9 protein-coding genes are annotated in these 12,733 nt (G+C 34.0%); 7 read left to right on the top strand and 2 right to left on the bottom strand.

Features of this window, described 5'->3' with window-relative positions; genetic code table 11:
• Nucleotides 1-165: 165 nt before the first annotated feature.
• The gene (locus AAGV28_RS15290; RefSeq protein WP_373407624.1) at nt 166-879 is read right to left on the bottom strand and encodes a LytR/AlgR family response regulator transcription factor; all 714 of its coding nucleotides are present in this window, start codon (nt 877-879) and stop codon (nt 166-168) included.
• Nucleotides 880-938: 59 nt separating this feature from the next.
• Nucleotides 939-1,997, bottom strand: coding sequence for a sensor histidine kinase (locus AAGV28_RS15285; protein ID WP_373407623.1), 1,059 nt, complete (start codon nt 1,995-1,997; stop codon nt 939-941).
• 126 nt (nt 1,998-2,123) lie between these two features.
• Here AAGV28_RS15285 and AAGV28_RS15280 point away from each other — a divergent pair, with 126 nt between their 5' ends.
• The 7 genes from AAGV28_RS15280 (at nt 2,124) to AAGV28_RS15250 (ending at nt 12,716) form a co-directional block, all read left to right on the top strand.
• Nucleotides 2,124-4,379, top strand: a complete 2,256-nt coding sequence (locus AAGV28_RS15280; RefSeq protein ID WP_373407622.1) for a GH92 family glycosyl hydrolase — start codon at nt 2,124-2,126, stop codon at nt 4,377-4,379.
• Entirely contained in the window at nt 4,379-6,250 is a 1,872-nt protein-coding gene (locus AAGV28_RS15275) for a sodium:solute symporter family protein (protein WP_373407621.1), read from the top strand. Before AAGV28_RS15280 ends, AAGV28_RS15275 begins: the two co-directional genes overlap by 1 nt.
• Nucleotides 6,251-6,327: 77 nt before the next feature.
• Nucleotides 6,328-7,293, top strand: coding sequence for a glycoside hydrolase family 130 protein (locus AAGV28_RS15270; RefSeq protein WP_373407620.1), 966 nt, complete (start codon nt 6,328-6,330; stop codon nt 7,291-7,293).
• Between the two features lie 19 nt (nt 7,294-7,312).
• On the top strand, nt 7,313-8,368 hold the full coding sequence (locus AAGV28_RS15265) for a carbohydrate-binding family 9-like protein (protein ID WP_373407619.1): 1,056 nt from the start codon (nt 7,313-7,315) through the stop codon (nt 8,366-8,368).
• Nucleotides 8,369-8,375: 7 nt separating this feature from the next.
• A complete protein-coding gene (locus AAGV28_RS15260) occupies nt 8,376-9,455 on the top strand; it encodes a putative glycoside hydrolase (protein WP_373407618.1) in 1,080 nt (359 codons plus the stop codon).
• A complete protein-coding gene (locus tag AAGV28_RS15255) occupies nt 9,455-11,692 on the top strand; it encodes a GH92 family glycosyl hydrolase (protein WP_373407617.1) in 2,238 nt (745 codons plus the stop codon). The genes AAGV28_RS15260 and AAGV28_RS15255 overlap by 1 nt, the downstream gene beginning before the upstream one ends.
• A 7-nt stretch (nt 11,693-11,699) precedes the next feature.
• Nucleotides 11,700-12,716 carry an isoaspartyl peptidase/L-asparaginase family protein gene (locus tag AAGV28_RS15250; protein ID WP_373407616.1) on the top strand — a complete coding sequence of 339 codons (1,017 nt, stop codon included), beginning with the start codon at nt 11,700-11,702 and terminating at the stop codon, nt 12,714-12,716.
• Nucleotides 12,717-12,733 lie beyond the last annotated feature (17 nt).

The raw sequence follows: 12,733 nt of genomic DNA, 5'->3' as shown, positions 1-12,733 counted from the left end.
ACTGAAAATATACCTATATTCTAAAAAAAAAAAAATGAAACATTTCTCAACAAAGAGTATATAATATAAAATAGCGTGAAAGCACAAATGGCTACCACGCCATAGCGATTAGTTTAAAGACTATCAAGAAATCAAAATCAAAATTTAAAGGTAAAAATAGTAGTATTAAATAGCCGAATTTAATATTCTTTGTTTTACTTCGTCAATATACGATCTTCCAATAACGTATCTTAAACCTTCAATTTCGATACTATTTCCTTCTACGGCATCAATTTTATCAATAGCTACAGTATAGGAACGGTGTATTCTAATAAAATCTCTTTCAGGTAATAAATTAGTAAAGTCAGATAATGTGCTGTGGATGATATATTTGCCTGATGTGGTGTTTATTTTTAGATAGTCTTTTAGGCTTTCGATGACTAAGATTTCGTCTAAAAATATTTTTTTCATTTTCTTTTTGTCAATTTTCACAAAGATAAATGGATGTTCTTTACTGTTTTCTAGAGGTGTTTTGCTCGAAGTATCAAGTCTTTTATTGATTTTATTGACAGCCTTCATCAACCTTGGGAATTCTATAGGTTTAACTAAGTAATCCAGAACATCTAATTCATAAGTTTCTATGGCAAATTCGTCATAAGCACTTGTAATGACTAAAAGTGGTGGGTTTTCTAAACTCTTAATGAAATTGATGCCATCCAGTACAGGCATATTGATATCTAAGAATATAACATCGACGCTGTTGTTCTTTAAAAAGTTTAAACCTTCAATTGAATTACTGAAAGAATTTATTAATTCTAGATCTTCAATTTGTTCTATATAGTTTTTTATTACATTAATTGCTAATGGCTCATCATCTATTATTAGACATTTGATTTTCATTTTTTTATAATTTTTAAGAGTCAAAACAATTGTGGAGTGGGAGGAAATAAGAGACCTATTTAGGAAACTCTTATTTTAAGTTTAATCACAAAAGTATTGTTTTTATTTTTAATTGACAGCTTATAATCGTTATTGTTATACCCTAATTCAAGTCTTTTTTTTACATTTTCAATTCCAATACCACTTGATTTGTTAAAGTTGTCTACATGTTTAGTTATAGTAGGCATAGGATTTGAAACCGAAAAATAGAGAAAATCCTCTTTGATTTTAAAATTAATATCTATTTTAACATGGCCTACATTTTTATTAACACCATGTTTAAAAGAATTTTCTATAAAGGTTAACAGCAGCATAGGTGAAATTTCTTTGTCCTGAATATCACCAGAAATATACATGTTAACTTCCAGTCTTTCGTCATGTCGAATGCGCTCTAAGTCTAAATAATTTTGGATACAGAGAATTTCGTTTTCTAAGGTTTGTTTTTTACTCTGAGTTTCATAAAGCATATAGCGCATTAACTCGGATAATTTTAAAATAATTCTAGGAGTTTTATTCGATTTTTCGACCGATAACGAATAAATATTATTAAGTGTATTAAAGAAAAAATGAGGAGAAATTTGCGACTTTAGAAACAATAATTCGGTTTCTAAATTTGATTTTTCAAGATCGGTAACTCTTTTATGTTCTTTAATAAAGTCTAAAGTAATTTTAATAGCCGTTACAAAAGTAATTACATAAAGTTCACCTATCATCATGTCGATGGTATAATTCAATGTTAGTTTTTCTATTGGTTCTGGACCTTCGGGCCAAACATTGTGACTGATTAAAAAATAGGTAAGGCTAAATTTTATCAATACCATACTAAAAAGCGCAATTAATAAAATGAAAATATATTGCACGTACTTTTTTTTGTAAATTAAGTAGGGCATTAAAACCAGTATATTTAAATAACATAAGGTCATGTGAATAGGAAAGCCTAGTAAGTTTGATTTTAAGGAATAGGTGTAATCGTTAAAATAACTTCCCCATCTAAAAGTATTAAATACAAAGTAAATGAACCAAAAGGTAATATGGTAGTGCAATGGAATTTTATGAAACTTGTTTGAATTGAAAATCATTGTTGCGTTTTTTGTTTCTCACACCTTTTTGTGGTGTTTAGCTTTGTTTTTTTGTTGTCTGTCTAAAATTATTTTGACTGCGGTCAAATTTATATAAATTTAATGTTAAATTTAAGAATATCGTTTATGAAGAATATCGCTTTAGTTGTTTTAGCTACAGTTTTGCTCTCGAATTGTAAATCAAACAGTGACAAAATTAATAGTAGAAATGAAAATTTAACAAATCACGTCAATCCTTTTATAGGTACAGGTGGGCACGGACATACGTATCCAGGAGCAACAGTTCCTTTTGGAATGCTGCAACCTAGCCCAGATAATGGTATTTCCAGTTGGGATTGGTGTTCGGGTTATCATTATTCTGATTCTATTGTTGCGGGTTTTAGTCATTTGCATTTAAGCGGAACGGGGATTGGCGATTTGGCCGATATTCTTTTTATGCCCATTAATAAAAAAGTAGATTTAACTACAAAAGTTACTTCTCGAGATTCACTTCCATATAAATCAGGTTACAGTCATACGAACGAAACTGCAAAACCAGGTTATTATCAAGTGTTCTTAAACGACCCTAAAATTAATGTAGAATTAACTTCGTCTGAACGTACGGCTTTTCATAAATACACTTACAAAAAAAATGACAAACAAGCCGTAGTTATTGATCTTGGTTTTGCAATTAACTGGGACAAGGCTACAGCATCAGGAATTACTATTGAAAATGAAACGACCATAAGTGGATATCGTTTTAGTACGGGATGGGCAAAAAATCAGAAAGTGTTTTTTGTTGCTCAGTTTTCAAAACCTATTTCTAGTTACGAATTAACAGCTGATGGGAAATTAATAAAAACGAACGCTACAAAAGGAGAACGAACAGCAGCACAATTATTTTTTGACGAAAAAAGCACTAATGAGTTAGGAGTAAAAGTAGCCTTATCCTCTGTTAGTGTGGCTAATGCCAAAGACAATTTAGACCAAGGCAATTTTAATTTCGAAAAAGTAAAATCGGCCGCTGCAACTGCTTGGAATACTGCGTTATCAACAATAGAAGTAGAAACTCCTGTAGATTCGTTGAAAACTATTTTTTATACCGCTATGTATCACGCACAAGTTGCACCAGTTACCTACAGTGATAAAAATGGTCAGTTTAGAAGAGAAGACGATCAAATTATAACCGCTAAAAATTATACGGCCTATTCTACTTTATCACTTTGGGATACTTTTAGAGCCGAAAATCCTTTGTTGACTTTATTAGCACCCAATAGAGTTTCGGATATGGTTAATTCGATGTTAGCCTATTATGAAACCAAAAAAGTTTTACCCGTTTGGACGTTATATGCCAATGAAACCAATACGATGACTGGTTATCATTCGATTCCAGTAATCTTAAATGCTTATAAAAACGGAATTAAAGGTTTTGATGCCGAAAAAGCTTTCGAAGCCATGAAAAATACCATGATGCAAAACGAACGCGGATTGGATTTGTATCAAAAATTTGGTTTTATTCCTTATAATTTATTGGATGAATCGGTTACGATTACTTTAGAATATGCCTATGACGACTGGTGTGTGGCACAAATGGCAAAAGCACTTGGTAAAAATGAAGATTATCAGTTTTTTCTAAATCGTTCTAAAGCCTATCAGCATTTATTTGATTCGAAAACAGGATTCATGCGCGGAAAATCGGCAGATGGAAAATCATGGAACGAACCTTTTGATCCCAAACATTCGAATCATAGAGAGCACACCGATTATACCGAAGGAAATGCGTGGCAACACAGCTGGTTTGTACCGCATAATGTAGATGATTTTATTTCGCTTCACGGAAGCAATGAAGTGTTTGCAAAACGTTTAGAACAGTTGTTTACCGAAAGTTCAGAAATTACAGGCAACAATGTTTCGGCAGATATTTCGGGGTTAATTGGTCAATATGCACATGGTAATGAACCAAGTCATCATATTGCTTACATGTTCAATCATGCCAATCAGCCTTGGAGAACGCAATATTGGGTGCGTCATATTTTAGATACACAATACAATACAACACCCAACGGATTAAGTGGAAATGAAGATTGCGGACAAATGTCGGCTTGGTATATTTTTAGTTCCATGGGATTGTATCCAATGAATCCCGCTTCGGGTGAATACGAAATAGGAAGTCCTATTTTCGAAAAAACCACCATCAAACTTCAAGGAGGAAAAACCTTTGTTATAGAAGCTGAAAATGTTTCCGACAAGAATTTTTACATTCAATCAGCAACGCTTAACGAAGTTGCTTTCAATCAAACAGCAATCTCGCATCAACAGCTATTACAAGGTGGTGTTTTGCATTTTGTTATGGGTTCAAAGCCCAATAAAAACTGGGGATTAACGAATAAAACATCAAAATAATGAATAGCATTGACGTAGCCATCATCGTTTTTTATATCCTGTTAACCATTGGTATTGGGGTTTGGATTTCTAGAAAAGCATCCAAAGGTTTAGATGATTATTTTTTAGGAGGCAATTCTATCAAATGGTATTATTTAGGATTAAGTAATGGATCCGGAATGTTTGATGTTTCAGGAACAGCCTGGATGGTGGGTGTGTTGTTTTTATATGGAGTAAAAAGTTTCTTTTTCATGTGGCTTTGGCCTATTTGGAATCAAATTTTTGTGATGATGTTTCTAGCAGTTTGGATTCGGAAATCCAATACCATGACGGGATCTGAATGGATTTTAACTCGTTTTGGAAATGACAAAGCTGGAAGAGCTTCTCATATTATTGTGGCTGTTTTTGCCATTGTTTCTACCATCGGTTTTATCGCTTATTTCTTTGAAGGAATAGGAAAATTTATGACTATTATTTTACCTTGGGATTTGGCTATTCATTTTTCCGATTTTACGCTGTTGAATTCAGAACAGTCTTATGCCTTGGTGATTATCTTTTTAACTACCATTTACACCATCAAAGGCGGAATGTTCTCAGTGGTTGCAACAGAGGTGTTACAATACGGAATTATGGTGGTGGCAGGAATATTAGTTGCAGGATACGCTTTTATTAATTACACTGATGTTCAAATCAATTCGGTGATTACTGAAGAATGGAGAAACGTATTTTTCTCTTCGGAATTAGGGCCGCATTGGGGAGACAAATTCCAGGCTTTTAATAATTTGATTGATACCGAAGGTTATAAAATGTTTGGATCTTTGGTAGGAATGTCTTTATTCAAAGGTTTTTTTGCCAGTATTGCAGGGCCAACCCCGAGTTATGATTTGCAACGAATTCTTTCGACTAAATCAGTAAAAGAAGCCGCATACATGAGCGGATTTACTAATTTAATTCTTTTTATTCCAAGGTATTTGTTGATTGCAGGAATTGTAGTAATTGCTCTGGTGACTTTAGCTCCAGAAATGAATCTGAATCCCAATTTAAGTGGTGCCGATTTAGAAATCATTATGCCAAAAGTAATTAATCTTCATATTCCAGTGGGAATTAAAGGTTTGTTATTAGCCGGTTTGCTGGCGGCATTTATGTCCACTTTCTCTGCTTTTGTGAATGCTGGACCCGCTTATATTGTAAATGATTTGTATAAAAAATATTTTAAACCTAATGAAACCAGCGAACATTACATTAAAATAAGTCAGGTGGCTTCGTTTTTAGTGGTAGGTTTAGGTGTTTTTATGGGCTTTTTTGCTAATTCGATTAATTCCTTGACTTTATGGATTACCAGTGCTTTATTTGGCGGTTATGTAGCTGCCAATTTTTTAAAATGGGTTTGGTGGCGATTTAATGGTTGGGGTTACTTCTGGGGAATGTTTTCCGGACTTATCGTAGCTTCATTAGAATTTGTTTTGGATCAAAACAAAGGCAATTTTACTCCCGGAACATGGCTGTATGATGTGTCCGAAATGCAAGCGATTTATTTATTTCCAGTGATATTAGCTTTCTCTATTTTAGGTTCTATTTTAGGAACTTTTTTGAGTAAGCCTACTGATATTGAAGTGTTAAAATCATTCTATACCAATGTAAGACCTTGGGGATGGTGGAAACCTGTTTATAAAACATTAAAAAAAGACGATTTAACTTTTGAAAAAAATAATGAGTTTACAAAAGATATGTTGAATTGCGTTATTGGAATCGTATGGCAATCCAGTATGATTGTGTTGCCTATATTCTTCATGATTAGAGATTATCCTAAAACAATTGCGGCTTTAATAGTTTTTTTAGTAACAACCACTATTTTAAAATTCACTTGGCTGGATAAAGTAAGGAAAATCTAAGGATTTAAAGATTGGTTTAACAAATAACCAAATCCACAAATAAACACATAAACGAATAAACAACAAATAAGAAAATAATGAGTACAATTCCTTGGCAAGATAGACCAGAAAACAGTAACGATGTAATGTGGAGATATTCAGAGAATCCAATTATTGATCGTTACGCTATTCCATCATCAAATAGTGTTTTTAATAGCGCAGTAGTACCATTTGAAGACGGATTTGCAGGTGTTTTTAGATGTGATAACAAAGCAGTTCAAATGAACATTTTTGCTGGTTTTAGTAAAGATGGAATCAACTGGGAGATCAATCGTGAACCTATTGTAATGCAAGCCGGTAATACCGAAATGATTGAATCAGCTTATAAATATGATCCTCGTGTGGTTTTTATAGAAGATCGCTATTGGATTACCTGGTGTAATGGGTACAATGGACCCACAATTGGTATTGGCTACACTTTTGATTTCAAAGAGTTTTTCCAATGCGAAAATGCCTATTTGCCTTTTAACAGAAATGGTGTTTTGTTTCCACAAAAAATCAATGGCAAATATGCCATGTTAAGCCGTCCAAGTGATAACGGGCACACACCTTTTGGCGATATTTGGATTAGTTATAGTCCAGATATGAAATATTGGGGCGAACACCGTTTGGTAATGAAACCAACACCTTTTGAAGATAGTGCCTGGCAGTGTACTAAAATTGGTGCAGGCCCAATTCCTATACTTACTGATGAAGGTTGGTTGATGATTTACCACGGAGTAATCAATACCTGCAATGGGTTTCGTTACGCTATGGGAGCAGCGCTTTTGGAAGTGGATGCACCAGATATGGTAAAATATAGAACACAACCTTATTTATTAGGCCCTGCCGTAAATTATGAGCAAGTAGGAGATGTGCCCAATGTAGTTTTTCCATGTGCTGCTTTACATGATATAAAAGAAGATAAATTAGCCGTATATTACGGTGCAGCAGATACAGTGGTAGCCATAGCTTTTGGTAAATTAAGTGAAGTAATTCAATTTACAAAAGAAAACAGTTTATAGAGAAAGTATGCTTGTAAAAATGAAATATTTAGCCCTTGTATTCGGATTAATTTCTGTTCTTGGTTTTTCACAATCCAAAAAAGGAATTGTGCCTAAAACCTATGTAGCCTATAAAACTACAGATAAAATTGTAATTGATGGCGACGATTCTGATGCTTCTTGGTCAAAAGTGGATTGGTCAGATGCTTTTATTGATATCGAAGGAGTCGAAAAACCAAAGTACGCTACTCAGGTAAAAATGCTTTGGGATGAAACCAACTATTACATCTTAGCTAAAATGGAAGAACCGCATGTTTGGGCTAATTTAAAACAACGCGACACCATTATTTTTTATAACAACGATTTTGAAGTTTTCATAGACCCAGATGGCGATACCTTTAATTATTACGAATTAGAAATCAACGCCTTAAATACCGCCTGGGATTTGTTTTTAACCAAACCTTATAGAGAAAATGATCTTGTGGTTTTAAACGATTGGAATATTACAGGATTACAATCGGCGGTAAAAATTAATGGAACATTAAACAATCCAAACGACACTGATGAAGGCTGGATGCTGGAAATAGCAATTCCTTGGGCAGCTTATAGAAAATCGTATGGAGAAGACAATGTACCAAGGGATAATTTTTGGCGAGTGAATTTTTCCAGAGTCAATTGGCAACATGATATCATCAATGGTAAATACGAACGCAAGAAAGACGCTTCTGGTAAATTTTTGCCTGAATACAACTGGGTTTGGTCTCCACAAGGGGTAATCAACATGCACGAACCTGAAAAATGGGGTTATGTTTATTTTTCTTCGAAAGAAGGAAAAGACAGTTTTACAATTCCTCAAGATGAAAAAATAAAATGGGAATTATATTCTCTTTATCGTGCACAAAAAAGATATTATCAAAAAAACAATGCTTGGCCTAAATCCTCAGATTTATTGAAAATATCGTCTATTGTTGTCGATGGAAAAGCGATAAAACCCGTTTTAGAAAATTACAAAACTGGGTATACTATTTCAGTAAAGAGTCCTTTTTCCAACAAAACATTGATTATTAAAGAAGATGGTAAAATTATATCAAACTAAAATCACTATGAAACTACCTAAATTATTCCTTTTTTTATTAGCACTTAGTATCATTTCATGTACAAGTAATGAGGATAAAATTCCTTTTAAATTTGGAGTCTGGACAACTGCGGATGCAAAAAAATCTGACGCAGAATATACAAAAGAATTTAAAAAATACAAAGATGGAGGAATTGACGAAGTGTTAATTAATACTTCTACAGATCCAAAACTCTTGCAAAGATTAGTGCCTCTAGCTACAAAAGAAGGACTAAAAGTACATGCTTGGATTATGGCAATGAACAGACCTGGTGATTCACTTGCTTTGCAACACCCAGATTGGTACATGGTGAGTAAAGATGGGAAGTCTTGTTTTGACAACCGCCCTTATGTAGATTACTATCAATGGTTGTGTCCAACCAGAAAAGAGTCAAGAGAACATGTTTTGGCTTTGGTTGAGGAATTGGCAAAAGTAGACGGAATTGAAAGTGTTCACTTAGATTATATTCGTTTCCCAGACATCTTTTTACCCATTAGCTTATTACCAAAGTATAATCTGGTTCAAGATGTAGAATTACCGCAATTCGATTTCTGTTATTGTGATGAATGTACTAATGCATTCGAAAAAATCCATCATAAAAATCCAAGAGAAAGCCACAATACTTCTATTGATATGGAGTGGAAAAATTTCAGATTAAATGCAATAAAAGCAGTTGTTGATGATGCGTTTCAAATTGTACACAAACATAACAAACAATTAACTGCAGCCGTTTTTCCTTATCCGGAAATGGCAGATCACATGGTGCGTCAGCGTTGGGATAAATGGAATATCGACGAGGTTTACCCAATGATTTATAATAGTTTTTATGATGAAGAAATTGACTGGGTGGGTTACGCTACAAAGCAAGGTGTTACTGATTTAGAAGGTAAAAAAACGAAAATTAACACCGGAATTTACATCCCAGGATTAAAGAACGATAAAGAACTGAAAGAAGCTATTTTACAGGCAAAAGAAAATGGAGCTGTTGGCGTTACTTTCTTTGACGGAAATGCCTTGTCTGTTAGTAATTTGAAAACGATCAAAGAAACCAAAGCAAGTTTGAAATAATGAAAAACAGAGGTTTTATATTCATAGTATTTCTGACCTTTTTATATAATTGCAGCTTTTTTAATTCCAATGACAATAAATTAGTCAATTACGTAAATCCGTTTGTAGGTACAAGTGGTCCAGGAAATACATATCCCGGAGCAACAATACCCTATGGAATGGTACAATTAAGTCCTGATATTGGTATTCCTGGTTGGGACAGAATTGCAGGTTATTTTTATAATGACTCTATAATTACCGGTTTTTCGCACATGCACTTGACTGGTACAGGAGCTGGTGATTTATATGATATTTTAGTAATGCCTACCAATAGTCGGTTCAATAAAAGAATAAAGGATAATAATTATATGCCCTATTCTAGTTTTTCGCATGCTAAGGAAGCGGCTACTCCAGGGTATTATACGGTAGATTTATTAGATTATGGTATAAAAGCTGAATTAACAACAACAGCAAGAACAGGAATTCATAAGTATACTTTTCCTAAAGATGATGCGTCACAAATTCACATTGATTTAGGATATAATTTGAATTGGGATGCACCAACCAAAACGTATATTAAAGTAGTAGATAAAACCACTATTGAAGGCTACCGAAAATCAACTGGTTGGGCAAAAGACCAAAGGGTATTTTTTGTGATCAAATTTTCAAAACCATTTAAAACCTATCAAATTTATAAAAATGATTCCTTATCTAACAGTCCAGTTGAAGCGGTAAAGACAAAAATAATTTTGAATTATAAAACCAATGATAAGGAAGAAATAATTCTAAAAACAGGACTTTCTACAGCAACAATTCAAGGTGCATATAAATCCTTAACAGTAGAAGCTCCCGATTTTGATTTTGAAAAGTATAAAGAAAAAGCGAGTACCCTTTGGGAAAATGAATTGCAAAAAATTCAAGTAACAACAACGGATGAAACTAAGAAAAAGATTTTTTATACGATGTTGTATCAATCTATGTTGGCACCAACTTTATTAAGTGATTGTAACGGAGATTATAAAGGGGCTAATGGTGAAAATCAAAAGGCAAAAGGCTATGATAGGTATGATACTTTCTCCTTATGGGACACCTATAGAGCAGCTCATCCATTATATACTATTTTACATCCTAATCGAGTATCTAGTATGATTAATTCATTATTGGCACATTATAACGAAACAGGGTTATTACCCGTTTGGTCCTTACAAGGGAATGAAACTAACATGATGATAGGCAATCATGCTATTCCTGTAATTGTAGATGCTTATTTTAAAGGGATTAAAAATTTTGATATAGCATTGGCTTACAAAGCCTGCAAAGAGAGCTCAATGGTAGATGCAAGGCAGTTAGATACCTACAAATCTATAGGTTATGTACCTGTCGATGGTAGTGGAGAAAATTGGTCCGTTTCTAAAACTCTTGAATATGCTTATGATGATTGGTGCTTAGCTCAATTTGCAAAAGCGTTAAATAAACCAAATGATTATAAATATTTTTTGAATCGTTCAGAAAACTGGAAAAATGTGTATGATGCTAAAAGTACGTTTATGCGTCCTAAATTAAAAAATGGGCAGTTTATAAATAATTTTATTCCAAAGGAGTATACCCCCTATTTTTGCGAAAGTAATGCTTGGCAATATTTTTGGTCAGTTCCTCAAAACATTGAAAGTTTAATAAAAGTAGTAGGAGGGAAAGATTATTTTGAGAAAAAGTTAGACTCTATGTTTGCTTTAAAACCCTTGCCAGAAGATAAATTGCCCATTTTTAGTACTGGAATGATAGGTCAGTATGCGCACGGTAACGAACCGAGTCATCACGTTGCCTACTTATACAACTATATTAATAAACCTTGGAAATCTCAAAAAAGGGTTCGTGAAATATTGGAAACACAATATAAAAATCAACCAAATGGGCATTGTGGAAATGAAGATTGCGGGCAAATGTCATCTTGGTATGTATTGAGCTCCCTTGGTTTTTATCCTGTGAATCCGGCTCAAGGGGTATATGTTTTTGGTTCGCCAATATTCCATACTGCCACGATTAATTTGGAAAACAACAAAACATTTATTATTCAAACCGAGAAAAATAGTAAAGAAAATATATACATACAATTTGTTGTTTTAAACGGAAAAAAAATTGATAGAAATTATATAACGCACAAAGAGATTACTCAGGGAGGAACTTTAGTATTTACAATGGGAAAGTCTCCCGTTTTTGAAAAAAATGAGAATGCTTTGTCATCAGAAATTTTTAAATAATCAAGATATGTCTAACAGAAGAGATTTTATAAAAAAAACCACCTTAGGAACATTAGCTGTAAGTTCTGTTTTTGGATTTCATGGAGTGGCTCAAAATGCAGAGGAAACGAAAAAAAGTGGTGCTAAAAAGACAAAAAAGCCAGTAGTTATTTCAACCTGGAATCATGGTTTGCCAGCCAATGCTGAAACCTGGAAACAATTAAAAGCGGGAAAACCAGCCTTGGATGCTATAGAAGCGGGAATGAAAATCCCTGAAGCCGATCCCAATGTTCGCAGTGTGGGTTATGGCGGTTATCCTGACCGTGAAGGAAAGGTTACGCTAGATGCGTGCATAATGGATCACAATAGCAATTGTGGATCGGTTTCTTTTTTGCAAGGAATCAAACATCCGCTTTCGGTAGCCAAAAGAGTTTTAGAAAATACGCCACACGTCATGTTATCTGGACAAGGTGCCTTGCAATTTGCACTTTCAGAAGGATTTGTTGAAGAAAATTTATTAACTCCAGAATCCGAGAAAGACTGGAAAAAATGGTTAGAAGAATCCAAATACAAACCGGTAATTAATATCGAAAATCACGATACTATAAGTATGTTGATGATTGATGAAGATGGAAATCTTTCGGGTGCTTGTACCACCAGTGGAGCAGCCTGGAAAATGCACGGTCGCGTCGGTGACTCCCCAATCATCGGCGCGGGACTTTTTCTGGATAATGAAGTAGGAGCTGCAGCAGCAACAGGATTAGGAGAAGCCGTGATTCGAACTGCCGGAAGTGCTATGGTTGTTGAATTAATGCGTCAGGGAAAATCGCCATTCGAAGCTTGCAAAGAAATCACGGAGCGTATTTACAACAAACATAAAAACCACAAAGACATGGAATATTTGCAAGTGGGTTTTATTGCTCTAAATAAAAAAGGAGAACATGCAGGTTATAGTTTACGCTCTGGTTTTAACTATGCTGTTTGTGATGACCAAAAAGGCAATAGAATGGAAGATGCTCAATCCAAAATGAGTTGGGATAATTAATCCCTACTTTCATAATA

This window comes from Flavobacterium zubiriense (assembly GCF_041729725.1).
GTDB classification, from domain to species: domain Bacteria; phylum Bacteroidota; class Bacteroidia; order Flavobacteriales; family Flavobacteriaceae; genus Flavobacterium; species Flavobacterium zubiriense.
Note: the sequence above shows the minus strand (reverse complement) of the source record. Positions and strands in the feature narration are given on the sequence as shown.

What these genes read in the sequence shown, in the direction of transcription:
- AAGV28_RS15290 (WP_373407624.1), bottom strand. Translation starts at nt 879, where the DNA reads ATGAAAATCAAATGTCTAATAATAGATGATGAGCCATTAGCAATTAAT.
- AAGV28_RS15285 (WP_373407623.1), bottom strand. Translation starts at nt 1,997, where the DNA reads ATGATTTTCAATTCAAACAAGTTTCATAAAATTCCATTGCACTACCAT.
- AAGV28_RS15280 (WP_373407622.1), top strand. Translation starts at nt 2,124, where the DNA reads ATGAAGAATATCGCTTTAGTTGTTTTAGCTACAGTTTTGCTCTCGAAT.
- AAGV28_RS15275 (WP_373407621.1), top strand. Translation starts at nt 4,379, where the DNA reads ATGAATAGCATTGACGTAGCCATCATCGTTTTTTATATCCTGTTAACC.
- AAGV28_RS15270 (WP_373407620.1), top strand. Translation starts at nt 6,328, where the DNA reads ATGAGTACAATTCCTTGGCAAGATAGACCAGAAAACAGTAACGATGTA.
- AAGV28_RS15265 (WP_373407619.1), top strand. Translation starts at nt 7,313, where the DNA reads ATGAAATATTTAGCCCTTGTATTCGGATTAATTTCTGTTCTTGGTTTT.
- AAGV28_RS15260 (WP_373407618.1), top strand. Translation starts at nt 8,376, where the DNA reads ATGAAACTACCTAAATTATTCCTTTTTTTATTAGCACTTAGTATCATT.
- AAGV28_RS15255 (WP_373407617.1), top strand. Translation starts at nt 9,455, where the DNA reads ATGAAAAACAGAGGTTTTATATTCATAGTATTTCTGACCTTTTTATAT.
- AAGV28_RS15250 (WP_373407616.1), top strand. Translation starts at nt 11,700, where the DNA reads ATGTCTAACAGAAGAGATTTTATAAAAAAAACCACCTTAGGAACATTA.